Annotated in this window: 21 protein-coding genes; 13 read left to right on the top strand and 8 right to left on the bottom strand. The window is 72.2% G+C overall.

Going from position 1 to position 24,537, the window contains the following annotated elements:
- Positions 1 to 146 precede the first annotated feature (146 nt).
- The 3 genes from GE115_RS14850 (at position 147) to GE115_RS14840 (ending at position 3,347) form a co-directional block, all read left to right on the top strand.
- On the top strand, positions 147 to 1,280 hold the full coding sequence (locus GE115_RS14850; RefSeq protein ID WP_376765722.1) for a fatty acid desaturase family protein: 1,134 nt from the start codon (positions 147 to 149) through the stop codon (positions 1,278 to 1,280).
- Between the two features lie 73 nt (positions 1,281 to 1,353).
- Positions 1,354 to 2,001, top strand: coding sequence for a winged helix-turn-helix domain-containing protein (locus tag GE115_RS14845; RefSeq protein ID WP_153685566.1), 648 nt, complete (start codon positions 1,354 to 1,356; stop codon positions 1,999 to 2,001).
- A 44-nt stretch (positions 2,002 to 2,045) separates the two neighbouring features.
- Positions 2,046 to 3,347, top strand: a complete 1,302-nt coding sequence (locus GE115_RS14840; protein WP_153685565.1) for an MFS transporter — start codon at positions 2,046 to 2,048, stop codon at positions 3,345 to 3,347.
- Here GE115_RS14840 and GE115_RS14835 read toward each other — a convergent pair.
- Positions 3,337 to 3,708 (bottom strand): TraR/DksA family transcriptional regulator, encoded by a 372-nt coding sequence (locus tag GE115_RS14835; protein WP_246190823.1) that lies wholly within the window; start codon positions 3,706 to 3,708, stop codon positions 3,337 to 3,339. The genes GE115_RS14840 and GE115_RS14835 overlap by 11 nt on opposite strands.
- A gap of 211 nt (positions 3,709 to 3,919) precedes the next feature.
- Between GE115_RS14835 and GE115_RS14830 the strand changes: the two genes are divergently transcribed.
- The 3 genes from GE115_RS14830 to GE115_RS14820 all read left to right on the top strand — a co-directional run bounded on the left by GE115_RS14830 (position 3,920) and on the right by GE115_RS14820 (position 7,484).
- On the top strand, positions 3,920 to 6,451 hold the full coding sequence (locus tag GE115_RS14830) for a DNA polymerase III subunit gamma and tau (protein WP_312855218.1): 2,532 nt from the start codon (positions 3,920 to 3,922) through the stop codon (positions 6,449 to 6,451).
- A gap of 3 nt (positions 6,452 to 6,454) precedes the next feature.
- On the top strand, positions 6,455 to 7,051 hold the full coding sequence (gene recR, locus GE115_RS14825) for a recombination mediator RecR (RefSeq protein WP_312855217.1): 597 nt from the start codon (positions 6,455 to 6,457) through the stop codon (positions 7,049 to 7,051).
- Positions 7,052 to 7,124: 73 nt separating this feature from the next.
- Complete coding sequence (locus GE115_RS14820) at positions 7,125 to 7,484, top strand: nuclear transport factor 2 family protein (protein ID WP_153685563.1); 360 nt, start codon at positions 7,125 to 7,127, stop codon at positions 7,482 to 7,484.
- Positions 7,485 to 7,522: 38 nt separating this feature from the next.
- On the opposite strand, the gene GE115_RS14815 is transcribed toward GE115_RS14820, so the two are convergent.
- Positions 7,523 to 8,014: a hypothetical protein gene (locus GE115_RS14815; RefSeq protein ID WP_246190822.1), complete on the bottom strand. Its 492-nt coding sequence runs from the start codon at positions 8,012 to 8,014 to the stop codon at positions 7,523 to 7,525.
- A gap of 129 nt (positions 8,015 to 8,143) precedes the next feature.
- Positions 8,144 to 10,969: an alkaline phosphatase family protein gene (locus tag GE115_RS14810; RefSeq protein WP_153685562.1), complete on the bottom strand. Its 2,826-nt coding sequence runs from the start codon at positions 10,967 to 10,969 to the stop codon at positions 8,144 to 8,146.
- Positions 10,970 to 11,302: 333 nt separating this feature from the next.
- On the opposite strand from GE115_RS14810, the gene GE115_RS14805 reads away from it, so the two are divergent.
- A complete protein-coding gene (locus GE115_RS14805) occupies positions 11,303 to 12,577 on the top strand; it encodes an aspartate kinase (RefSeq protein ID WP_153685561.1) in 1,275 nt (424 codons plus the stop codon).
- 158 nt (positions 12,578 to 12,735) lie between these two features.
- The gene (locus tag GE115_RS14800; RefSeq protein WP_153685560.1) at positions 12,736 to 13,791 is read left to right on the top strand and encodes an aspartate-semialdehyde dehydrogenase; all 1,056 of its coding nucleotides are present in this window, start codon (positions 12,736 to 12,738) and stop codon (positions 13,789 to 13,791) included.
- A 72-nt stretch (positions 13,792 to 13,863) separates the two neighbouring features.
- On the opposite strand, the gene GE115_RS14795 is transcribed toward GE115_RS14800, so the two are convergent.
- The 4 genes from GE115_RS14795 to GE115_RS14780 all read right to left on the bottom strand — a co-directional run bounded on the left by GE115_RS14795 (position 13,864) and on the right by GE115_RS14780 (position 18,019).
- Entirely contained in the window at positions 13,864 to 14,247 is a 384-nt protein-coding gene (locus GE115_RS14795; protein WP_153685559.1) for a RidA family protein, read from the bottom strand.
- Positions 14,248 to 14,334: 87 nt separating this feature from the next.
- Complete coding sequence (locus tag GE115_RS14790) at positions 14,335 to 15,066, bottom strand: IclR family transcriptional regulator (protein WP_153685558.1); 732 nt, start codon at positions 15,064 to 15,066, stop codon at positions 14,335 to 14,337.
- Between the two features lies 1 nt (position 15,067).
- Complete coding sequence (locus GE115_RS14785) at positions 15,068 to 16,660, bottom strand: N-acyl-D-amino-acid deacylase family protein (protein WP_153685557.1); 1,593 nt, start codon at positions 16,658 to 16,660, stop codon at positions 15,068 to 15,070.
- Positions 16,661 to 18,019 carry an alanine racemase gene (locus GE115_RS14780; RefSeq protein WP_153685556.1) on the bottom strand — a complete coding sequence of 453 codons (1,359 nt, stop codon included), beginning with the start codon at positions 18,017 to 18,019 and terminating at the stop codon, positions 16,661 to 16,663.
- 122 nt (positions 18,020 to 18,141) lie between these two features.
- Here GE115_RS14780 and GE115_RS14775 point away from each other — a divergent pair, with 122 nt between their 5' ends.
- Together GE115_RS14775 and GE115_RS14770 are read left to right on the top strand one after the other, a co-directional pair.
- Entirely contained in the window at positions 18,142 to 19,062 is a 921-nt protein-coding gene (locus GE115_RS14775; protein ID WP_153685555.1) for a sugar kinase, read from the top strand.
- The gene (locus GE115_RS14770; protein ID WP_153685554.1) at positions 19,059 to 19,661 is read left to right on the top strand and encodes a bifunctional 4-hydroxy-2-oxoglutarate aldolase/2-dehydro-3-deoxy-phosphogluconate aldolase; all 603 of its coding nucleotides are present in this window, start codon (positions 19,059 to 19,061) and stop codon (positions 19,659 to 19,661) included. The genes GE115_RS14775 and GE115_RS14770 overlap by 4 nt, the downstream gene beginning before the upstream one ends.
- A gap of 111 nt (positions 19,662 to 19,772) precedes the next feature.
- Here the strand turns inward: GE115_RS14770 and GE115_RS14765 are convergent, their stop codons facing one another.
- Complete coding sequence (locus GE115_RS14765) at positions 19,773 to 20,411, bottom strand: MerR family transcriptional regulator (protein WP_153685553.1); 639 nt, start codon at positions 20,409 to 20,411, stop codon at positions 19,773 to 19,775.
- Positions 20,412 to 20,498: 87 nt separating this feature from the next.
- Between GE115_RS14765 and GE115_RS14760 the strand changes: the two genes are divergently transcribed.
- The 3 genes from GE115_RS14760 (at position 20,499) to GE115_RS14750 (ending at position 24,499) form a co-directional block, all read left to right on the top strand.
- On the top strand, positions 20,499 to 20,915 hold the full coding sequence (locus tag GE115_RS14760; RefSeq protein WP_153685552.1) for a hypothetical protein: 417 nt from the start codon (positions 20,499 to 20,501) through the stop codon (positions 20,913 to 20,915).
- Positions 20,916 to 21,030: 115 nt separating this feature from the next.
- Positions 21,031 to 22,509 (top strand): malate:quinone oxidoreductase, encoded by a 1,479-nt coding sequence (locus GE115_RS14755; RefSeq protein ID WP_312855216.1) that lies wholly within the window; start codon positions 21,031 to 21,033, stop codon positions 22,507 to 22,509.
- A 256-nt stretch (positions 22,510 to 22,765) separates the two neighbouring features.
- Positions 22,766 to 24,499, top strand: coding sequence for an ABC-F family ATP-binding cassette domain-containing protein (locus GE115_RS14750; RefSeq protein ID WP_153685551.1), 1,734 nt, complete (start codon positions 22,766 to 22,768; stop codon positions 24,497 to 24,499).
- Positions 24,500 to 24,537: the final 38 nt, after the last annotated feature.

The following is a 24,537-nucleotide window of genomic DNA, read 5'->3' as shown; positions in this document are numbered from 1 at the left end:
CGGGGTACGGGGTGCAGATGGCTCACCGGGGTGATGCATCGTCGGAACCGCCTACGTACCGTCGAAGCACGGTCGATCCCGGCCGGTGAGACTCGAAGCGTTCGTCTGTTCCCCATTCGTGCGTTCCGCTGACGAGATGAGCGCATGTGAGCACCGTCCTCGAACGACCCGGGGGTGCCGTCGGCACCCTCTCGCCCGTGATCTCGACCGCCGGTCGCCGAGGCGACCGCGACCGCGTCGACCCCGCGCAGAGCGGGTTCGCGCGACTGTCGCGGCAGATCAAGGCCGAAGGGTTGCTCGATCGCTTCGTGGGCTTCTACGTGCGCAAGGCCGTGTTCTGGGCACTCGTGGGCGGCGCAGCCGTCGCGGCATCCGTCGCCCTCGGCGACTCGTGGTGGCAGCTCGCCGTCGCGGCCGTGCTCGGCATCGTGCTGACGCAGTTCGCGTTCATGGCGCACGAGGCGTCGCACCGCCAGATCTTCCGGTCGGGGCCGGCGAACGACTGGGCCGGGCTCTTCCTCGCGAACCTCGTGGTGGGCATCAGCTACAGCTGGTGGATGAACAAGCACACGCGCCACCACGGCAACCCGAACGTGATCGGCCGCGACCCCGACATCGAGAAGGACACGATCTCCTTCCTCGAGGAGGACGCCGCGCAGAGCCGCGGGCTCGTGCGCCTGATCACGCGCAAGCAGGGGTACCTGTTCTTCCCGCTGCTGCTGCTCGAGGGCATCAACCTCCACGTGCACGGCATCCGTCACGTCGTCGCCAAGCAGGGCGTGAAGCGCCGCTGGCTCGAGATCACGCTGATCGCGGTGCGCCTCGTCGGCGTCGTCGCGCTCGTGTTCTGGGCGTTCCCGCCCTTGCTCGCTGTCGCGTTCCTGCTCGTGCAGCTCGGCGTGTTCGGCGTGTACATGGGCGCGTCGTTCGCGCCCAACCACAAGGGCATGCCGCTCATCCCGCGCGGAGCGCGCGTCGACTTCCTCGAGCGCCAGGTGCTCACCAGCCGCAACATCCGCGGCGGGCGTCTCATCGACGCGTCGATGGGCGGGCTGAACTACCAGATCGAGCACCACCTGTTCCCGAGCATGGCGCGACCGGCGCTGGCCCGCACGCAGCAGATCGTGCGCGAGTACTGCCGCGAGAACGACATCCCCTACACCGAGACGGGCCTGTTCCAGTCGTACGGCATCGTCATCGACTACCTGAACCGGGTCGGCCTCGCCGCGCGCGATCCGTTCGACTGCCCGATGGTCTCGGCGTACCGCCGCCGCGACTGAAACCCGCCGCCGGGCGGCCGCGATATTGACAAGAGTTGTTGTACAAGAGTTCTTGTCAGAGTAGCCTCTGGGTATGACCGATTCGCCTGACGATGCCCCGCGCCGTCCGAGGTCCGGCCCGGGGCATCCTCCGGAACCGACGGACCCCGCCGAGCCGAGGCGCATCCAAGTCCGCGATGCCGGCATGATGCGGGCGCTCGCGCACCCGGTGCGACTGCGGCTGCTCGGACTGCTCCGCGTGTCGGGGCCGGCGACCGTCGGCATGCTGGCCGAGCAGGTCGGCGAGTCCGCGGGCACGGTGAGCTATCACGTGCAGACCCTCGCGAAGCACGGATTCGTGGTCGAGGCGCCCGGGCTCGCCCGCGACCGGCGCGAGCGCTGGTGGCGGGCCGCGCACGACGTGACCACCTCCGACGCGGCGGACCTGCTCGGCGACCCCGAGGCCAAGGCGGCCTCCGACGAATACCGACGCACCGTGATCGACTCGTACCGGCGCGAACTCCTGGCCGCGATCGATGCGGAGGCCGGGCTCGAGCCCGAATGGGTCGCCGCATCCGACTCGAGCGACGCGGTCGCGCACCTCACGCTCGAGGAGTTCCGCAATGTCGGCGCCGAACTCGCCGCGGTGCGCGAGAAGTGGTTCCGGCGTGGCCGTGAGCGCCGCACCGGCACCCGAGCGGTGCGCGTGATCACCCATGTGTTCCCGAGGAGCGGACCGTGACGGGCGAGGCGAGGGGGGCTGCCATTCCCGCGCCCGGAGCTCCCGTGACGACCGACGTGGCTCCGCGACGACGTGCTCCGCTCGTCGCCCTGTTCCTCGCGCAGTTCTGCTCGCTCTCGGGCAACGCGATCGCGCTCGTCGCGATCCCCATCATCGCCCTCCAGCAGACCGGCTCGCCGCTGGCAGCGGGGGCAGCGGGCGTGTTCGCCACCCTGCCGCTCGTCATCGGGGGTGCCTTCGGAGGCGTGCTCGTCGACCGGTTCGGCTACCGCACGTCGAGTATCGCGGCGGATGTCGCGAGCTGCGCGACCGTGCTCGCCATACCGCTCCTGCACGCGACGGGGAGCCTGCCGTTCGGCGCCCTGCTCGCGCTCGTGTTCCTCGGCGGCTTGCTCGACCCACCCGGCGATACCGCCAAGACGGTGCTCATGCCCCGACTGGCAGACGTCGCGCGAACGCCGCTCACGCGTGCGGCGGGCACTCAGTCGGCCGTGCAGCGCACCGCCTCGATGATCGGCGCGGGCACGGCGGGAGCGCTGGTCGCCCTCGCCGGCCCCATGCCCGCGCTCATCGTCGACGCGGCGGGCTTCGCGCTCTCCGCAGCGCTCGTCCTCGTGCTGGTGCCCAGGCGGGTCGCTTCGACCGCGGTCGACGCCGACGCCGAACCCGGCGCTGAATCCGGCGGCACGCGGGCGGGCTTCGTCGCGGGCATCCGCTTCATCGCACGCGCGCCGCTGCTGCGTGCCATCGTGCTGCTCGTGACGCTCACGAACGCCATCGATGCCGCCGGGATGACCGTCCTGAAGCCCGTCTACGCGACCGAGGTCCTCGGCGATCCGTCGCTGCTCGGCTTCATGGTCGGATGCTTCGCCGCGGGCGCCCTGACCGGATCCGTGCTCTTCGGCGCGATCGGCCATCGCTGGTCGGGGCGCGTGATGTTCGCCACCTGCTTCGTGCTCGCGGGCGCACCGCCGTACACCGCGATGGCGCTCGGCGCCGAACCGCCGGTGCTGCTCCCGGTACTCGTGCTGTCAGGGCTCGCGGCCGGCGCCATCAACCCGATGATCGCGACGGCGATGTACGCGCTCGTCCCCGACGGCATGAAGGCGCGGGTATTCGGTGCCATGACGGCCGGCGTCGCGGCGACGATGCCGGTCGGGGCGCTCGCCGGCGGTCTCGCGGTCGAGCACTTCGGCATCACGGCGACCCTGGCGACGTGCGCCGGCCTGTACCTCGTGATCGCCGGAAGCCCGTTGCTCCTGCGGTCGTTCGCGGGACTGTCCGCGGTGCGGCCGGCGGCGACGGGCACTGACGACGCTCGGACGGCGGGAGACCTCAGCGGATGAGCCGGGCGCAGTCGATGCAGAGCGTCGCGGTGGGCCGTGCCTCGAGCCGGGCGACCGAGATCGGCTTGCCGCAGCGCTCGCAGACGCCGTAGCCGCCCTCCGCGAGGCGGGTGATGGCGCGGTCGACCTCGGCGACCTCGGCTTCGGCGTCGGCCAGCACCGCGGTGCGCTGCGACCACTCCTGGGTCATGGTCGGACCCTCGGGATCGTGCTCGTCGTCGGCCGTGGCATCCGATCTCGCGACGCGCACCTCGTCGATGCCCTCGCGATGCTCGGCGAGGCGGGCGGCGGCCTCGTTGCGCTCCGCTTCGAGCAGCCGCTGGAACTTCGCGACCCGTTCGGGCGTGAATGTCCTCGTCATCAGGTCCTCCTCCGGCGACGCCATCGCCGCCGTGCCTCAGTGCTGGCATCGTAGCCGCATCGGATGCCCCGGACGCGGAAGGGCCGCGGCTCGGCACGCGCGGGGTGGCGTTCCGTGTCGCATGCGGTGGAATCCGGATGCCGCGGGCCGCGGTCTCAGGCGGGGCATCCACGACGGCGCCGCTGTCAGCGGGGGCGTCTAGCATTGACGCGTGGTCACCGCCCTGTATCGCCGTTATCGGCCTGAGACGTTCGCCGAGATGATCGGCCAGTCGCAGGTGACCGAGCCGCTCATGACGGCGCTGCGCACCGACCGCGTGAATCATGCGTACCTGTTCAGCGGCCCTCGCGGCTGCGGCAAGACGACGTCGGCGCGCATCCTCGCGCGCTGCCTCAACTGCGCCGAGGGCCCGACCGACACGCCCTGCGGCACCTGCCCGAGCTGCGTCGAGCTCTCGCGCGGCGGCGGCGGCTCGCTCGACGTCGTCGAGATCGACGCGGCCAGCCACAACGGCGTCGACGACGCCCGCGACCTGCGCGAGCGGGCCGTCTTCGCGCCCGCGCGCGACCGCTACAAGATCTTCATCCTCGACGAGGCGCACATGGTGACGCCGCAGGGCTTCAACGCTCTGCTGAAGCTCGTCGAGGAGCCGCCCGAGCACGTGAAGTTCATCTTCGCCACGACCGAGCCCGACAAGGTGCTCGGCACCATCCGCTCGCGCACCCACCACTACCCGTTCCGGCTGGTGCCGCCCGCGCCGATGCTCGAGTACGTGCAGCAGCTCTGCGAAGAGGAGGGCATCCAGGTGCAGCCGGGCGTGCTCGCGCTCGTCGTGCGCGCGGGCGGCGGCTCGCCGCGAGACACGCTGTCGCTGCTCGACCAGCTGATCGCCGGCTCCGAGGGCTCGACGATCGACTACGAGCGGGCCGTCGCGCTGCTCGGCTACACGCACGGGGCGCTGCTCGACGAGGTCGTCGACGCGATCGGCGCGAAAGACGCGGCGGGGGCGTTCGCCGCCGCCGACCGGGTCGTGCAGACCGGCCAGGACCCGCGCCGCTTCGTCGAGGATCTGCTCGAGCGGCTGCGCGATCTCATCGTGGTCGCGGCCTCGTCGCCCGAGGCGGCCGCGGCCGTGCTGCGCGGCCTGCCCCAAGACGAGCTCGCGCGCATGGCCGCGCAGGCCAAGGCGTTCGGCCAGGCGGAGCTCTCGCGCGTGGCCGACCTCGTGAACCAGACGCTCACCGAGATGACGGGGGCCACGTCGCCCCGACTGCACCTCGAGCTCATGCTCGCCCGCGTGCTCGTGCCGGCCTCCGACGACACCGCGCGCGGAGCGCTCGCGAGGGTCGAGCGGCTCGAGCGCCGCGTCGGCGTCGAGGGGGCGGTTCCGGCCGGCGGCGGCGGGGCCGGGGCCGGAGCACCCGTCGGCGAGGCGCGGCGGGTCGAGTCCGCGCCCGAACGCGAGGCGCCGGTGCCCGCTGCGGCTGCAGCTGCGTCGCCTGCGATGAATGCTCCTGCGGTGGATGCTCCGGCGCGCGCGCCCCAGCGGTCCGCGGAGCCGGTTGCTTCCGGTGTCGGCGGTGCGGCCGCTTCAGGCGGTGCGGCCGGCGCCGGTGCTCCGGCGAACGTGCCGCGCCCGGCGCCGGTCGGTCCGGTGAGCCTGCAGCAGGTGAAAGACGCGTGGCCCGAGGTGCTCGCCTCGCTCCAGCGCACCAAGCGCAGCGCGTGGATGGTCGCCTTCACCGCCCAGGTGCGCGACTATCGTGACGACGACGTGCTCGTGCTCGGGTTCCCGAGCGAGCAGGACGTCGCGGGCTTCCGAGGCGGCCCTCCCGGTCAGTCCGTCGGCGACCTGCTGCGCAACGCGATCGCCGAGGTGCTCGGAGTCCGCGTCAAGTTCATCGCGCGCGCCGAGGGGCCGGGCGCCCGAGCCGGTACGGCCGATGGCGCCGAGCCGGGCGGCGGAGCCGGCGGGGCAGCCGGGCTCGGCGAGGCGAGGCCCGCAGGCGCGCCGTCCGGTGGTGCGGCCACGCCGAGTGCCGGCGGAGGCCCGAGTGTCGGCAGCGGTGCGGCGGCACGGTCGAGCGAGGCGGGCACGGTCGCACGGTCCTCGAACGGATCCGCGCCGAGCGGCCGCGGTCCTGATGGTGCCGGTGGGGGTACCGGGTCGGGGCCGAATGGCGCTCCCGGGCGATCCGCCTCGGCGCGGTCGACCTCAGCGGCCCCCGCCGGCCCGGTCGGTTCGTGGGCGACCGTCGCGATTCCAGCCGACCCCGCTTCCGCAGACGGCGCGGGCGGGACATCCGTCGTCGACGAACGCACGGCGCCGGCGAGCGGTGGCGGCGGGTCTGCGGTCGGTGCAGCCACCCGCGCCGCCGATCACTCCGCACCGACGGCGGTCGCGGTCGCCGAGCGGCCCGGCCACGCCGTCGATGACGACCTGCCGAGCGACGACGACGCGCCGCCCGAAGACTTCGAGCCGCCGTTCGATCCGGGGCCCGGCCCCGATCCCGATGCCGGGCCCGCGCCCGCGGCACCCGCGGTGCAGGCAGGCCCGGTAGCCCCGGCGAAGTCGCGCACGGCAGCGCCGGCGCGGTCTGCGGCGCCCGCGCGCCGGCCGGCCGCACGCCCCGCGTCCGACGGCATCCAGCGCTACGGCGAATCCGTGGTGCGCGAGGTGCTCGGCGCGACCTTCCTCGAAGAGGTCGAGCTGCCCGCCCGCGGCTTCGGGGAGCGTGGGTAGCGCGTGTACGAAGGCATCGTCCAAGAGCTGATCGACGAACTCGGCCGGCTTCCGGGCATCGGCCCGAAGTCCGCCCAGCGCATCGCGTTCCACATCGTGCAGACCGAGCATTTCGACGTCACGCGTCTGGCCGAGGTGCTCATGGAGGTACGCGACAAGGTGCGCTTCTGCGAGATCTGCGGCAACGTCTCCGAGCAGGCGACGTGCTCGATCTGCCGCGACCCGCGCCGCGACCCGGCGCTCATCTGCGTCGTCGAAGAGGCCAAAGACGTCGTCGCGATCGAGCGCACGCGCGAGTTCCGCGGGCTCTACCACGTGCTCGGCGGCGCGATCAGCCCCATCGACGGCATCGGCCCCGACGAGCTGCGCATCCGACAGCTCATGCAGCGCCTCGCCGACGGCACCGTGCAAGAGGTCATCATCGCGACCGACCCGAACCTCGAGGGCGAGGCGACCGCGACCTACCTCAGCCGGCTGCTGACGACCCTCGGCATCAAGATCACCCGCCTGGCCTCGGGCCTGCCCGTCGGCGGCGACCTCGAGTACGCCGACGAGGTCACGCTCGGTCGGGCCTTCGAGGGCCGGCGCGTCGTCGGCTGAGCCGGCGGCATCCCGCGCCGGAGTGCCCTCCGGTCGGCTTGACGGCGGAGTCGGGCCCGACTAGACCGGATCCATGGCGAGCAGGGGCGCAGAGTGGGTCGCGGGGTACCTCAAGGCGTGGGAGACCAACGATCCGGCCGACATCGGGGCGTTGTTCACGGATGACGCGGTGTACGAGTTCCGCCCGGACGACCCCGAGGCGGCGAGGGGTCGCGACGCGATCATCGCAGCGTGGCTGGAGGGCAAGGACGAGCCCGGCACGTGGGCATACGACTGGAGCCTGCTCGTCGACACACCCGAGTTGGTCGTCGTGAAGGGCCGGGTCGAGTACCCGGCTGCGAAGGACTACGACACCCTCTGGGCTGTTCGCCTGGAACCCGACGGGCGGGCCACCCATTTCACCGAGTGGTACATGGAGCGCGAGCGCACCTGACGGCCGGTGGCGTCGGCGCGGCGCACTCGAGGCCCGCCTCAGCGCAGCACTTCGACGAGCACGATCCAGGCGTGCAGGATCGCCGACGCGATCGCCAGGATGGATGCCCCGGCCAGCCACGCGAGTCCGGCCGACGGGAGCCCGGCGAGCACGAGCACCGCGCCGACGAGGAACAGCCCGACCGGCAGCCAACCGGCCGCGGCCTTCGCGATCGGCGAGCCGAAGCGCGAGCCCTCGGCGACGAGGAGGCGCGTCGCGCGGTATTCGAACACCGCGGCGAGTGCGCCGGCCAGCAGCGCGCCGAGACCGAACAGCCACTCGGGCGGATTCGGGACCAGCCCGAGCGCGGTGACGACGATGGCGGCCATCAGGGCGGCCAGGGCCGCGGCTGCACGACCCGGAAGCGACGGCGTCTTCAGGATCTCGGCGATGTTCACCGACATCGCGACGATCAGCAGGCCCGCGAGCGCCGCCGTCGCGCCGAGCATCGCGACGTTGAACTCCGACCATCCGTCGAGCAGCTCCGTCATGTCCGCATGCTAGCGGAGCGGTATTCGTCGCAGACGCGCACGGGTCCGCCGATCCGGCCGCGGGCGGCGGGCATGCGTGAGGGCCGGGGCGATCGCCCCGACCCTCCGCATCGACATCGCGTCGGCTCGCTACGGAACGGTCACCGTCGCCGTGACCGTCCGCGTGTTGCCCGCGAGATCGGTGACGGCGGCGCGCGCCGTGTAGGTCCCCGCAGCGAGGCCCGTCGGCAGCGCCCAGTCACCGGCCCATTCGGCCGTGGCGATCGGCGTCGCCGCGGGCGTCGATCCGACCGCCTTCAGGAGCCTCGCATTGCCCGCGTCGTACAGGTTCACCGCGGCACGACGCAGGCCGACGGCATCGGATGCCACGAGCGCGACCCGACCGTCGGCGACGGTGATCTCCAACTCCGGTCGCGAGTTGTCGACCACGACGCCGACCTTCAACTCGTCGCGCAGCCCGTTCCTGCTCTTCGCGGAGAACACGAACGTGTAGCGGCCGTCGGCGAGGGCGCCGAAGTCGACCGCCGGCAGCGTGAGCGAGTCGGTCGTCGGCGCCCACTGGTAGCCCTTGACCGACGGCACCTGCGAACCGTCCGCGGTGTACAACTGGGCGTGGAAGGCTTCGAGCTGTTCGCCGGCGACCGTCATCGTGACGTCAGCCTTGCCGCGCAGCAGCGCGCCGTCGGCGATCGATGCGCTGACCGTCGGAGCGACCGCCGCATCGGCACGGATCGCTGGGGCGTCGATCGCCCAGTAGCCGTTGTTGCCACCGTCCGAGAGGCGCCATCCGATGCGCACCCGGCTCACGTCGCCGTCCGGGGCGACGGTCGACAGCGCGACCGGCTGGTTGACCTCGAACAGGAGCCCCTGCGTGGCGCCGTCGCGGCTCCAGAGCACCTGGCTCGTGCCGTCGTCGAACTCGGCCACGACCTCGGCGTGCTGCGGGACGCCGGCCGTCATGTGCCGGTAGTGCTGGAGGAACGAGACGTCGACCGCACCGCCGGGGCGCACCGGCTGCCACGGCGAGTACAGCGTCGAATCGAAACGGGCGCCGCTGCCGGCGGGGTTGCCGAGGTCGTTCCACTCGTCGGGGTCGGCGACCGCGACCACATCGCGCGCCCGCACGAACGAGCCGCGTCCCTGTCCCTCCTCGCTCGTCGCCCAGAACTCGCCGTCCATGAACGACCAGCCGCGGTACTCGCTCACGCCCACCGCGGGCGTGCGCTCGTCGATCGCCCAGCCCTCGGGTGCCTGCTTCGTCCAGCCGCCCGAGTACGCCGGCTTGGCCGGCTCGTCGACGACGGCCCGGAGGCTGCCGGCGACCGTGTCGAACGGATCGGTCGACGCCGTGCCGATCGGCACGCCCTCGAGGCCCCAGGCGGGGTCGATCGCCACGCCGAGGTGCCGGAAGACGGTCGGAGCGATGTCGACCTGCCGCCACTGGCTCGTCGCGGCTCCGGTCGCGGGCACGTCGCCGCCCGAGGCGAGGGTCCAGATCATGCGCGTGAGGTGCTGGTCGCCGCCGTGGCCGTATCCCGTGAAGCCGTGGTCGGTCGACGCGAGGATCAGCCAGTCCTCCTCGGAATAGGTCGCGCGCGCCCTGATCGCGTCGACCAGCCGGCCGACCTGCTGGTCGAGCGTCTCGATCGTCGTCCGGTACTGCGGCGATTCGGCCGTGTAGGCGTGGCCGGTGGCATCCCCGTTGTGGAGGTAGACGACCATCGCATCGGGATCGCGCGTGCCGAGCACCTCCACGGCGTCCTCGACGCTCTGCGCATCGGTGGCCGCGGCCGACGCGCCGGTCTGCTGCAGCTTCACGTCGGGCCGGAGGATGAGGTGGTCGTTGAGGGGCTTCCAGTCGGCCGTCGAGAAGGTCGAGAACCCGGGATTCACCTGTTCGAGGCGGGTGAGGAAATCGGGGTAGGCCTCGATGTTCGGGTTGGTGAAGTTGTTGTCGGGGGAGCGGTGCTTGTCGACCCAGACGCCCGAGAGCAGGTTGGCGTGGCCGTGCCCGGACACGGTCGGGCCGAGCGCGTTGTCCTGCATGTACCCGACGCCGATCTGCCCTTCGGCGGCGAGGGCGTCGATGTTCGGGGTCGCGTACTCCTCGAGCTTGTCGAAGCGCACGCCGTCGAAGTCGATGAACAGCACCTTTCGGTCGCTGATGCCGGCGGGCACGTCGGAGGGCTGGGGGCCCGGCTTCGGCAGCGGCGACTCGGCGCCGGCGCGCGGCGCGGCGTCGACGCTGACGTCGTCGATGGCCCAATACCAGTCGTTCGTGGCCTGCTCGATGACCCAGCTGACCTGCATCGACGCGGCGCCCTGCGGCACGGCGACCGGCTGGGTCAGCGTGCGGTTCTGCAGGTAGACCTGGTCGCCGAGCACCGCCGTCGAGTACTCGAAGAGGCGCTGCGGGGCGCCGCCGTCGAACGAGACCTCGAGCGCCGCGACCTGCGGTCCGGTCTGACGGTAGTTCGAATCGAAGTTCACGTGGACGGTCGAGCCGCCGGTCACGGGGATCGCGGGCGAGGCGAGCGTGCTCGCGAACAGCTGCTCGCCCGGGTTGTTGCCGTCGTCCCACTCGTCGTTGTCGGCGACGGCGATGACGCCCGAGCCCTTGGTGAAGTCCTCGCGGCCCTGGCCGCCCTGCGCGGCGGTCCAGAACGACGGCGTGGCGAAGGTCCATCCGCGCCACTCGCTCTTGCCCTTGACGCCCATGGATGCCTCGTTCGAGACGGTCCAGCCCGACGGCGCGGTGGGCGTCCAGCCGAGGGTGCTCTTCGGGATGTGGGTCTCGTGCACCGAGGGTCCGAGCGCGGTGGTGAGCGCATCGAAGTCCTCGCTGAACGCGGATGCCGCGGGTGCGGATGCCGCGGGTTCGGCTGCTTCGTCGCCCTCGTGGGCGAACGCGGGCACGGCGGGCAGCAGGAGCACAGCGCCCAGGCAGCCGGCCATGACGGCGAGGGTACGGTTTCTTCTTCGCACGGTGGGGTCCTTTCTGACGATCGGATTCCGAGTCTGTCGGGGCGACGTGCCCGGGGAACCGCCAGCGGCCCGAAACATAGGTGAACATCTCGCGACAGATTCGCGGGCTTGTCCGTACAACTTGCAGCTATCCGACCAATTTCCGGAAAGGTGTTCACTTGCGGTTCAGGCCCGGGACGACCGCCGTCATATGGCGAAGGCGTCACGCCCGCATCCGTAGGATGGTCCGACGGGCGATGCATCCGTCGCCCGCCCCACACCACCAGCCTCGTGCCGACCACGGCATTCCCCGGGAGATCTCTCATGGCGCTGATCGTGCAGAAGTACGGCGGGTCCTCCGTCGCCGATGCGGAGAGCATCAAGCGGGTCGCCAAGCGCATCGTCGAGACCCGCAAGGCGGGCAACGACGTCGTCGTCGCCGTCTCCGCGATGGGCGACACGACCGACGAACTGCTCGACCTGGCCGGCGAGGTCACCCCGATCCAGGCGCCGCGCGAGCTCGACATGCTGCTCTCGGCCGGGGAGCGCATCTCGATGGCGCTGCTCGCGATGGCCATCAAGAGCATGGGCCACGATGCGCGGTCGTTCACGGGCAGCCAGGCCGGCATGATCACGGATGCCACGCACGGCGCCGCGCGCATCGTCGACGTCACCCCGGTGCGGCTTCGCGAGGCGCTCGACGAGGGTGCGATCGTCATCGTCGCGGGCTTCCAGGGATTCAGTCGCGAGTCTCGCGACATCACGACGCTCGGCCGCGGCGGCAGCGACACGACCGCGGTCGCGCTCGCGGCGGCGCTCGAGGCCGACGTCTGCGAGATCTACACCGATGTGGATGGCGTGTTCACCTCGGACCCGCGCATCGTCAAGAAGGCGCGCAAGCTCGACAAGGTCACGAGTGAGGAGATGCTCGAACTCGCGGCGTCCGGAGCGAAGGTGCTCCACATCCGCGCCGTCGAGTACGCGCGTCGCCACGGCGTGACCCTGCATGTCCGTTCGTCGTTCAACAACTCCGAGGGGACGATCGTCTACGACCCCTCGCGCCTTCCCGAAGGAGCAGAAGTGGAAGAGTCCGTCATCGCCGGCGTCGCGGTCGATCTCTCCGAGGCGAAGATCACGGTCGTCGGCGTGCCCGACAAGCCGGGTGTCGCCGCCAAGATCTTCAAGATCGTCGCGAACACCAACGCGAACGTCGACGTGATCGTGCAGAACGTCTCGGCCGCGACCACGGGTCGCACCGACATCTCGTTCACGCTGCCGAAGGCCGACGGCGAGCGGGCGCTCACGGCGCTCGCCAACGCGAAGGACTCCATCGGTTTCGAGGCGCTCCAGTACGACGACCAGATCGGCAAGCTCTCACTGGTCGGCAACGCCATGCGCAGCGCGACCGGCGTCTCGGCGAAGCTGTTCGAAGCGCTGTACGAGGCCGGCATCAACATCGAGATGATCTCCACGAGCGAGATCCGCATCTCGGTCGTGACCCGCGCCGACAGCGTCGCCGATGCGGCTCGCGCGGTGCACAGCGCGTTCGACCTCGACTCCGACGTCGACGCGGTGGTGCACGGCGGCACCGGCCGCTGACCCGTCGATCCGTTCGCCGGATGCCCAGCCCGAGGCATCCGGTCTCGGTCGCATTTCAGGAGAAAGCTGCCAGATCAGGACGCGATCGCGGAATTCGTCCTGCGGCCGCGGCGTTCTCCTGCACACTGGAATGAAGCCCTGAACACGTAAGGAACCTCATGTCCCACGGAGTGAACATCGGCATCGTCGGCGCGACCGGCCAGGTCGGCGCGGTCGTGCGGCGCCTGCTCGAGGAGCGCGACTTCCCCGTCGCGACCATCCGCTACTTCGCGTCGGCCCGCTCGGCCGGCACGACGCTGCCGTGGAAGGGCGAGGACATCGTCGTCGAAGACGCCGCGCTCGCCGACCCGACCGGACTCGACGTCGCGATCTTCTCCGCCGGCGGCTCGACCTCGAAGGCGCAGGCTCCCCGCTTCGCAGCGGCCGGCGTCACCGTCATCGACAACTCGTCGGCCTGGCGCATGGACCCCGACGTGCCGCTCGTGGTGAGCGAGGTGAACCCGCACGCCATCGATGAGGCGACCAAGGGCATCATCGCGAACCCGAACTGCACCACGATGGCGGCCATGCCCGTGCTGAAGGTGCTCGACCGCGAGGCCGGGCTCGAGCGCCTGATGATCTCGACGTACCAGGCCGTGTCGGGCGCCGGCCTCGCCGGCGGCGAGGAGCTGCTCGCGCAGGCGCGCGCCGCGGTCGAACAGGACGCCGGCCGGCTCGTGCACGACGGCAGCGCCGTCGAGTTCCCCGAGCCCGAGAAGTTCCCGCGCCCGATCGCGTTCGACGTGATCCCGCTGGCCGGCTCGATCGTCGACGACGGCGACCTCGAGACCGACGAAGAGAAGAAGCTGCGCAACGAGAGCCGCAAGATCCTCGAGCTGCCGGGCCTGCGGGTCGCGGGCACGTGCGTGCGCGTGCCGGTGTTCACCGGCCACTCGCTCTCGATCCACGCCGAGTTCGCGAACGAGATCACGCCCGAGCGCGCGACCGAGCTGCTGTCGGATGCCCCGGGCGTCGCGCTGAGCGACATCCCGACGCCGCTGCAGGCCGCCGGCACCGACCCGACCTACGTCGGACGCATCCGCCGCGACCAGTCGGCCGAAGAGGGCAAGGGCCTCGTGCTCTTCATCTCGAACGACAACCTTCGCAAGGGCGCGGCCCTGAACGCGGTGCAGATCGCCGAGCTCGTCGCCGCGAAGCTGCCCGCCGCGGTCTAGCGCGCCCGTTCGGAACTCGGATGCCCCGTGGTCGCTCGATCACGGGGCATCCGTCGTTCTCGGCCGCCCGGGTCAGCCCTGGGGCACCGCGGCGACGACGTCGATCTCGACGAGGATGTTCGCAAGGCGCGAGCCGACGGTCGTGCGCACGGGGTACGGCTCGGTGAAGAACTCGGCGTAGGCCTCGTTGTACTCGGCGAAGTCGTCGAGGTCCTCGAGGTGCGCGGTGACCTTCACGACGTCGTCGAATCCGAGGCCGTACTCGGCGAGCACGGCGCCGATGTTGCGCAGCACCTGGCGGGTCTGCTCCTTCACGCCGCCCTCGACGACGAGGCCGGTGGCCGGGTCCTGCGGGCCGAACCCGGCGGTGTACAGGAATCCGTTCGCGACGACCCCGTGGCTGTACGGCCCGGCGGGCTTGGGGGCGTTCGACAGGGTGACGGCGGTCTTGGGCATGGTTCCTCCAGTGATGGCGTGATCGGCGGTCGTGGTCGGTCCGGCGGTCGCCGGGGCGGGCCGGATGCCCGCGCGGGCATCCGAGGGTCAGGTGAGCTCGCGCGAGATCGCGTCGGCGGTCTCGCGCATGATCGGCAGGTGCACGGCGAGCCGGTCGAGGTCGGCGACCATGCGGATCGCCGTGACCGAGACGGCGCCGACGACGCCCACGCTCGAGGTGATGGGCACGGCGATGCAGTTGACGAACGGCTCGAACTCGCGGTCGTCGGTCGCGTAGCCGCGGGCTGAGACGACGGCGAGTTCGCGGTCGAACCGCTCGCGCGTCGTGATGGTGGTGTCGGTGTACCGCTCCCACGTGGTGCGGGCGAGCACCTCGTCGCGGCGCTGCGAGTCGAGCCCGGCGAGGATCGCCTTGCCGACGGCTGAGCAGTGGGGGATCACGGCTTTGCCGACGCGCGAGTACATGCGCACGCCGGCCTCGTCTTCGGCCTTGTCGACGTAGACGATCGACCGGTCCATGAGGGCGGCGAGGTGCACGGTGTTGCCGGTGCGCCGGTGCAGGCGCCGCACGTGCTCGCCGCCGACGTCGCGAAGGTCGAGCGAGTCGAGCGCCTGCTTGGAGAGCGCGGCGAGTTGGGTGCCGAGGGCGTAGCGACCGCTGGGCCGCCGCCGCACCCACCCCACCTGTTCGAGCGCCTGCAGTTCGCGGAACATCGTCGAGCGGTGCAGGCCGAACTCCTCGGCGAGTTCGGCGACGGTGCGCGGGTCGCCCGCGATGCGGTCGATGATGCGCGCGGCGCGCGTGACGGACTGCGACATGTCAGGCCTCCTGCCGTTCCGTCGGTCGAGATGCGCGTCGGATGCCACGCCCCGGCGCCTCGCCCGTGAGCTCGCCGCCCGCGAGCACCGGGATGCCGCCGACGAGCACGTCGTCGATGCCGACCGCGGTCGCGAGCGGGTCGTCGTAGGTCGCGCGGGCGCCGACGCGGTCGGGGTCGACCAGCACGAGGTCGGCGATCGCGCCGGGGCGCACGCGTCCGCGGTCACCGAGCGCGAAGCGGTCGACGGCCCGACTCGAGACGAGCCCCGTGGCCCGCACCCAGTCGAGGCTCCCGTCGCGCACGAGCAGCTCGAGGTACCGCGCGAACGTGCCGCGCGCCCGCGGGTGCGGATGCCGGCCGACGAAGATGCCGTCTGACCCGCCCATCGCGGCGGGGTGGGCGAGGATGCGCGCGAGGTCGGCGTCGCGGCGCTCCGTGCGCACGGCCATGACCACGTTCACCTCGAGCCGGCTCGCGACGAGCACGTCGAGCGCGAACTCGGCGGGCGTGCGCCGGGCGGTGACGGATGCCTCGGCGACGGTCTTCCCGTGCGCCCAGTCGTACTCGGGCGCGCCGATGTGCGCGAAGGTGAGCATCGCCGGCCAGTCCGGCCCGAGGCTCGGGTAGTCGACGATCGTCGGAAACCACTCGGCGAGCAGCCGTTCGCGCTCGGCCGAGTCGGTGAGCCTGGCAAGCTGCGCGTCGACGGGCAGCACCGAGATCTCGGGCGGCAGCAGCGGCATGCCGAGCAGGCTGCATCCGCGCCCGTAGGGGTACGCGTCGAAGGTCGCGTCGATGCCGTCGGCCTCGAGCCGGTCGAGCAGGCCCAGCACGAGGTGCGGCTCGGCGTGGAAGTGCGACACGTGGATCGGCGCGCCCGACCCGCGCGAGATCGCGGTGAGTTCGGCGATGCCGGAGGCGGATCCCGACTCGTACCCGCCGCGCATGTGCGAGACGAACACGCCGCCGGCCTCGGCGACGGGTCGCGCGAGCGCGGTGAGCTCGTCGGTCGAGGCGAACAGGCCGGGCACGTAGTCGAGTCCGGTCGACAGTCCCACGGCGCCTTCGGCGAGCCCCTCGCGCACGAGCGCGACCATCGCGGCGAGTTCGGCGGCCGACGGCGCCCTCGTCGCGCGGCACATGACCTCGAACCGCACGGTGCCCGCGGGCACGAGCGCGGCGACGTTGATCGGCGAGGTGCCGTCGGCCGCGGCGAGCAGGGCGCCGATGCCGCCGCCCGCAGAGCCGCGATGCCTCCCGTCGATGGCCGCGAAGTACTCGGCCGCGTAGCGGCCGTCGCCGGGTGCGGGGCCGACGCCGTCTTGACCGGCGATGACTGTCGTGATGCCCTGCCGCAGCTGCGCGAGTTGCACGCCGGGGTCGTCGAGCAGCGCGGCCGCGTGCGAGTGCGCGTCGACGAAGCCGGGCATGACCAGCCGCCCGCGGCCCTCGATGGCGGATGCCTCGGCCTCGAGCACGCCCGCCGGGGCGAGGGCCGCGATGCGTCCGCCCTCCACGAGCACGTCGACCGGCGATTCGCCGTCGACGGTCTCGACGTCGAGGATGAGCACGCGCTGGGTCGTCTCCGCCACCTAGAACCTCGTCCGAACGAGGCCGACGACGAGGTCGGAATCCGGCCCTTCGACGACGGGAAGCACGCGATGCTTGTCGAACGCCGTGCACGGGTGCGAGAGCCCGAGCGCGACGACGTCGCCCACGGCGACGGGCAGCGGGGCATCCGATCGCAGGTAGGCGTGCTGGTCGTTGAGCGCGGTGACGGATGCCCCGCCGAGCGGCCGCGCATCGCCGAGGGATGACCCGGGGCGGGCCGAGCCGGCCTGGCCCGCAGTCGCGACCGCCCGCCGCGCCGCCGCGAGGTCGCGGCCCGCCGCGAGCGGCACGGGCAGACCCTCGTCGTACGGGAAGTCGCGCTTGCCTCCATCGAGCAGCGCGAGGCCGGGCTCGGGGTGGGAGACGACCCGCGCGTAGCCGCGCATCGCGGCGGCGAGCTCGCCTTCGAGCGGGGAGATGCCGCCGTAGAAGCCCTCGTCGTGCACGAGCGAGGCGCCCGAGCGCAGCACGACGCGGACGCCGGCGTCTGCCGTGGCGGGCGCGAACGCCTCGGCCACGAGGTCGAGGTAGGCGCTGCCTCCGGCGGTGAGCATCCAGTCGTCGCGGTCGTCATCGGCGAGCTCACGCACCGCGCCGAGCAGCTCGAGCATCCGATCGAGGTAGCCGCGCACCGCCGCGAGCGCGGCCGTCGATCGATCGTGGCCGAGGCTGCCCTCGTATCCGGCGACGCCGGCGAGGCGGAGCACGGGGGAGGCGGCGACGCGGCCGGCGACGGCCGTCGCCTCGTCGACCGAGCGGGCACCGGTGCGTCCGCCGTCGGCGCCGAGTTCGACGAGTACGTCGATCGGCCGGGCGAGCGCACGGTCGGCGCCGGAGTCGGCGAGCCCGCGCTCCATGGCCTCGACCGTCGCCACAGAGTCGGCCCAGCACCAGAAGGCGAAGGCCGGGTCGGCGAGTTCTCCGGCGAGCCAGGCGAGGGCGTTCGGCGCGACGATCGCGTTGGCGAGCTGGATCGACGGGACGCCGACGTCGCGCGCCGTGCGCACCTGGCCCGGTGTGGCGAGCGTGAGGCCCGTTGCTCCACGGTCGAGCTGCAGCTGCCACAGGGCGGGCGCCATCGTCGTCTTGCCGTGCGGCATGAGCTCGAGGCCGTGGCCGGTCGCCCACTGTTGGATCACGTCGCCGTTGTGCTCGAGGGCGCTGCGGTCGAGCACCACGAGCGGCGTCCAGAACTCGTCGATCGTCGGCGCGGTCGCGAGGAACTCGCGAACGGTCGAGCCGGCCGCGCGTGCCGGCAGCCCCGTGTCGGCCGGCGTCAGCCGCTCGTCGTCGAGGGCCGCGACGGCGGCCGCGAGCGCTGACGTGTCGAGGTGGGGCATCCGTCGCTCGCTTCCATCGCTGCCGGTCCGCGCCGCGCGACGCTCACGCGGTGCTCACGCGGTGCTGTGCACATGCTGCAACGCATTTGCGCTGCTGCTGCACAGGGGTCAGCATATGGGACATGACCGGTCGACCGCAGCCCGACGTCCTCGCCATCGGCGAGGTGATGGCGCTCGTCGTGCCCGTCGCCGCCGAGCCGCTCGAGCGAGCGCAGGACTTCCGCGTCGACGCCGCGGGCGCCGAGGCCAACGTCGCGTCGCACCTCGCCGCGCTCGGACGGCCCGCAGCCTTCGCCGGTCGCCTCGGCGACGACGCGCTCGGTCGCCGAATCGCCGGCGAGCTGGCCGAGCGCGGCGTCGACACCCGCTGGCTCGTGCACGACCCCGCGGCTCCGACCGGCCTCTACGTGAAGGACCCGGGCGCCGCCGTCACCTACTACCGCGCCGGATCGGCTGCCTCCCGCACCGCGCCGCCATTCCTCGACGCGCTCCCGCTCGACGACGTGCGCGTGGTGCACCTGAGCGGCATCACGCCGGCGCTGTCGGCCGAGTGCGCCGCATTCACGGATGCCGCGTTCGACCGTGTCGCCGCGGCATCCGCGACGCTGTCGTTCGATGTGAACCACCGGCCGGCGCTGTGGGCGGCGGCCGGGCAGGCGGATGCCGCGGCGGAACGCCTGCTCGCGCTCGCGCGACGTGCCGACGTCGTCTTCGTCGGACTCGACGAGGCCGAGCTGCTGTGGGGAGCACGAAGCGCCGCCGAGGTGCGGGCCCTCCTGCCCGAACCCCGGGAGGTCGTCGTGAAGGACGGCGCGACCGGCGCGGCATCCGTCACCCGAGACGGCGTCGAGACATTCGTCGCCACCCCGGCGGTGGCCGTGGTCGAGGTCGTCGGCGCCGGCGACGCATTCGCCGCGGGCCACCTCGACGCGCTGCTCGACGGGCACGATGCCGCCGGCCGACTCGCCGCCGGCCACGCACGCGCCGCGATCGCGCTCGCCGCGACCTCCGACTTCCCCCGAGGCGAAGGGACCGCCGCATGACCACGAACCCGAGTTTCGACGACCTGTTCGCCGGGCGACCGCTCATGGCGATCTTCCGCGGCATGGGCGTCGAGCGCAGCGTCGAGCTCGCGAACACCGCCTGGGACCTCGGCATCGAGGTCGTCGAACTGCCCATCCAGCGCGACGAGGACGTCGAGGCGCTCGCGGCCGTCGCCGAGGCGGGCCGGGCGCGCGGCGCCCGCGTCGGCGCCGGAACCGTGGTCGCCGTCGAACAGGTCGAGGTCGCGGCATCCGCCGGCGCCTCGTTCGTCGTGAGCCCCGGGCTCGACGCGGCCGTCGTGCGGGCCGCGCTCGCCGCGGGCCTCGCGCCGCTGCCAGGCGTCGCGACGCCGACCGAGGTGATGGCCGCGCAGGCGCTCGGGCTCACCTGGCTGAAGGCCTTCCCGGCCGCATCGCTCGGGGCAGGCTGGTTCCGCGCGATGCGCGGGCCGTTCCCCGGCATCTCGTTCGTCGCGACCGGCGGGCTCGACGCGGGCAACGTCGGCTCGTTCCTCGAGGCCGGCGCGCGCGTCGCCGCGGTCGGCTCGGCGCTCGAGGATCCCGACCAGCTGCCCCGACTCGCGGCGCTCCTTCGCTGACCCTCTCGGCGGGGCCGCATGCTCGCCGCGGTGCGACTTCCTCGCCGCGGTGTGGGTTCTTCCACGCACTGCGGCGAGGAAGCCGCACCGTCGAGCGTGCAGCGGGTCGGCTCAACCGTTCTCTGGCCTCGCTTGGAGGCGCCGCACCGCCGCGTCCTGGTGGGCGAGGCGGCGCAGCGCCAGCAGCACGGGTTCGTGCAGGGCGGTCCCGAGCACGGTGTACTCGACGGCCGACGCAGGGTCGGCGGGCAGGCGATCGAGGTCGAACTCGGCGAGGGCCGCGAGGTGACGCCCGTACTGCTCCAGCCGTTCATCGTCGACCGGCAGCCCGGCGGCCTCGGCCGAGGCCAGGGCTGACTCGAGTTGGGCGACCGCCGCGAAGTCGGGGTCGTAGACCTGCCCGAGCGACTCGAGCGCTGCGCGCGCCCGCGGGAACGGCTCGCCGCCGTCGGCCGCGGCCGCGGGCACGGCGGGCGTCGGCGGCAGCGCACCGACGGCGCGGCCGAGCGCGTGGTAGAGGTCGTCCCCGGGTGCCTCGATCACGGCCACGATCGTGCGCGCCTGCTGCACGCTGAGCCCGGCTGAACCGAGGAGCGCCCGGACGAGGTGCAGCCGGCGAACGTGGCTCGCGTCGTACACGGCCTGAGTGGCCGAGGTCGGCGTGCCCGCGTGGAGGAGCCCCTCGCGGAGGTAGAACTTCACGGTCGCGACCGGCATCCCGGCTTCGGCGGCGAGTGCGGAGATCCGCATGAGCATCCCTTGCATTGGATAGTGTAACTCACCAATAATGGAGAGCAGTACTATCCAATCACGTTCGACCTGAAACGAGCCACCGACATGCCCGGTATCGACCTCACCCTCATCGCTGCCCTCCTGCTCGCCCTCGTGACGGTCGAGAGCGGCGGGTGGTTCCTCACGCGCGTCGTCCGCGGGCTCGCGCCGGCCAACCGGCTGCAGACGAACTTCTTCCGCGCCGGCCACGCCCACGCCGCCGTGCTGATCGTGTTGTCGGTCGTGGTGCTCTCGCTGCTGCAGTATTCGGCGCTCGACGGCTTCTGGCTCTGGCTCGCGCGCCTCGGCGTGCCGATCGCCGCGCTCGCCATGCCGGCGGGCTTCTTCCTGTCCGTGCTCGGCCGGGACCCCGAGAAGCCGAACCGCCTCATCGGGCTGCTCTGGTTCGGCGCGCTCTCGCTCACCGCCGGGCTCCTCACCGCCGGCGTCGGCCTGCTGATCGGCGGAATCGCCGCGCTCTGAACGGGCCCGCTGCGCGCCGCGCGGGGCATCCGTTGCATAACGAAGCGGATGCCTCGCTAGCGCAGAGGTGCCCCTCGGTCAAGAGGCGCTCCGTGCGCGACATAGACTGGAAATCGTGCATTCAGAGGAATCCGTCGACGTCGTGCTCATCGGCGGGGGCATCATGAGCGCCACGCTCGGCTCCCTCATCTCCCGGCTCCAGCCCGATTGGAGCATCCGGGTCTACGAGCGTCTCGGCGAGGTCGCGCAGGAATCGTCCAACGCGTGGAACAACGCGGGCACCGGCCACGCGGCGCTCTGCGAGCTCAACTACATGCCCGAGGGAAAAGACGGCTCGGTCGATCCGGCCAAGGCGATCTCGATCAACGAGCAGTTCCAGATCAGCCGCCAGTACTGGGCGCACCTGGTCGAGCAGGGCGACCTGCCCGAGCCGAACTCGTTCATCAACTCGACGCCGCACATGACCTTCGTCAAGGGCAAGGCGAACATCGAGTACCTGCGCAAGCGCGTCGATGCGCTGAAGGACCAGCCGCTGTTCGCCGGCATCGAGTACTCCGAGGATCTCGACCAGATCGCCGAGTGGACCCCGCTGCTCGCGAAGAAGCGCAACCCGAGGCACAAGGTCGCCGCGACCCGCATCGCCGCGGGCACCGACGTCGACTTCGGTGCGCTCACGCGCTCCCTGTTCGCCGACCTCGAGCGCCGCGGCGCCGAGGTGCACACCGACACCCAGGTCACGTGGCTGAAGCGCCGCAAAGACGGCGAGTGGGACCTCAAGCTGCGCCGCCTCGTCGGCAACACCCCCGACGCGGTGCGTGCCAAGTTCGTCTTCGTCGGCGCCGGCGGCGGCGCGCTCGCCCTGCTGCAGCACTCGGGCATCCCCGAGATCGAAGGGTTCGGCGGGTTCCCGATCTCCGGCCAGTTCCTGCGCACCACGAACCCGAAGATCGTCGCGCAGCACCAGGCGAAGGTCTACGGCAAGGCCGCCGTCGGCGCCCCGCCGATGTCGGTGCCGCACCTCGACACCCGTGTCGTCGACGGTGAGACCGCACTGCTGTTCGGGCCGTACGCGGGGTTCACGCCGAAGTTCCTGAAGTCGAGCACGTGGTTCGACCTGCCGTTCTCGGTGCGCCTGCACAACCTCGGCCCGATGCTCCAGGTCGCGGCCAAGAACTTCGACCTCGTGAAGTACCTCGTCGGCGAGCTGCTCGCGAGCCGCGACACGAAGATGAAGGCCCTCCGCGAGTTCATGCCGACCGCGAAGAAGGAGGACTGGGAGCTCATCACCGCCGGTCAGCGCGTGCAGGTCATGAAGAAGGACCCCGAGAAGGGCGGCGTGCTCCAGTTCGGCACCGAGGTCATCACGGGTGCCGACGGCACGATCGCCGGCCTCCTCGGCGCATCGCCGGGCGCCTCGACGGCCGCGCCGATCATGCTCGACGTGCTCCAGCGGTGCTTTCCCGACCGGTTCGCGTCGTGGGAGCCGAAGATCCGCGAGATGATCCCGAACTACGGCGTGAAGCTGAACGCCGACCCGGCGGCCGCGGCCGAGTCGCTCGCGGCCACCGCGAAGTCGCTCAACCTCGCGGCCTGATTTTCTGCTATCGTCGTCTGCGCTATGAAGTGAGTACACCCACCGTCCCGCGCCTGAGGCGCCGTAGACCCGTGGTGTGCCCGTTCCGCTGATCGCGACAGCGTAGCCGTGCCTCCACGCGAGCGGCAGATGCCCGGCGGGAATCGACCGTTTCCGCTCCCGGGCGGGCGAGTCGGCGGCGTGTGCGAGGTGCACCGGTGCCCGACCCGCGACCGTCGACGCGCCCGTCCGGGGGCATGTTCGCGAAAGGGCTCGCATGCCCGTACAGATCTCCTTCTCAGACCATCTCCGTGCCGACGGACTCTCCGTCTCCTACGGCGAGCGCCGGGTGCTCGCCGACCTGTCCGTGACCGTGTCCCGGGGCGACCGCCTCGGCCTGATCGGCGAGAACGGCGCCGGGAAGTCCACCTTGCTGCGACTGCTCGCCGGCGACACGTCGGCGGATGCCTCGTCGACCGCCCCGCCCTCGATCGCCGAGGTCGGCGGCCGCATCACCCGTCCACCGCGCATCGGCCTGCTCCTGCAGGAGGTCGCCTTCGAGCCGACCGATCGCATCGCCGACCTGCTCGAGCACGCCCTCGCCGAGGTCCGCGCCATCGAGCGCGAACTCGACGAGGCCGCGGCGGCGCTCGCGACCGACGGGCACGAGGCATCCGCCCGCTATTCGGCGGCGCTCGACGCGGCCGAGCGTGCCGATGTGTGGTCGGCCGAATCCCGCCGCGACGAGCTCCTCGACGGACTCGGCGTCGCGGGCATCGACCACGACCGGACGATCGGCGAGGTGTCGGGTGGCCAGCGCAGCCGGTTCGCGCTCGCGGCGCTGCTGCTGCGTGCACCCGACGCGCTGCTGCTCGACGAGCCGACGAACCACCTCGACGACGCGGCGGTCGCGTTCCTCGAGGAGCGCCTGCGCGCGTGGCGCGGTCCGGTCGTCTTCGCGAGCCACGACCGCGCGTTCCTCGATCGCGTGGCCACGGGACTGCTCGACCTCGACCCCGCGCGGCGCCTGGCGTCGGGTGGGGTCGCGACCGCGGCATCCGGTTCGCCGGCGGCCGGCGCGACGGTCTTCGGCGGCGGATTCAGCGAGTTCCTCGCGGCGAAGGCCGACGAGCGGGCCCGCTGGGAGCGGCAGTACGTCGACGAACAGGCCGAGCTGAAGCGGCTGCGGCTGGCCGTCGCGGAGAGCGCCCGGCAGGTCGCGCCCGGGCGTGCGGCGACCGACAACGACAAGTTCATCCGGCACTTCAAGGGCGAGAACGTCGCCCGCACGGTGTCGCGGCGGGTGCGCAACGCCGAGCAGCGGCTCGAGACGCTCGAGCGCGAGCAGGTGCGCAAGCCCCCGCAACCGCTCTCCTTCGCCGGCATCCCGTCGGGCGCGCACGCGCTGGCCGACGAGGGCGGGCTGCTGATCCAGCTGACGGATGCCACGGTCGCCGACCGGTTGCACGTGGCGTCGCTGCAGCTCGCGCCGACGGCGCGGCTGCTCGTCACGGGCGCGAACGGCGCCGGCAAGTCGACGCTGCTCGGCGTGCTCGCCGGTCGCGTCTCGCTCGACAGCGGGTCGGTGCAGCGTCGTCGCGGACTCCGCGTCGGCCTGCTCGAGCAGGACGTGCGCTTCGCCGAGCCGGATGCCTCGCCGCGCGCGCTGTACGAGCGCACGCTGGGGGAGCGGCGGGCCGAGCAGGTACCGCTGTCGTCGCTCGGGCTCATCTCGCCGCGCGATGCCGATCGGCCGGTCGGGGTGCTCTCGGTCGGGCAGCAGCGCCGGCTCGCGTTGGCGCTCGTGATCGCGCGTCCGCCGCACGTGTTCCTGCTCGACGAGCCGACGAACCACCTGTCGCTCGGGCTCGCGACCGACCTCGAGGACGCCCTCGGCGGATACCCCGGCGCGGTCGTGATCGCCAGCCACGACCGGTGGCTCCGCCGCCGCTGGGCGGGCGCCGAGCTGCAGCTCGAGTCGGGCCGCGCGCGCGGGCTGCGCGCGGCCTGAAGGGCAGGCGAGCGCTCGGCCCGGGCCGCGCGCCCCGG

This window comes from Agromyces agglutinans (genome assembly GCF_009647605.1).
In the GTDB taxonomy this organism is placed as follows: Bacteria; Actinomycetota; Actinomycetes; order Actinomycetales; family Microbacteriaceae; genus Agromyces; species Agromyces agglutinans.
The sequence above is the reverse complement of the archived record's forward strand: the minus strand, read 5'-3'. Positions and strand labels throughout refer to the sequence as shown.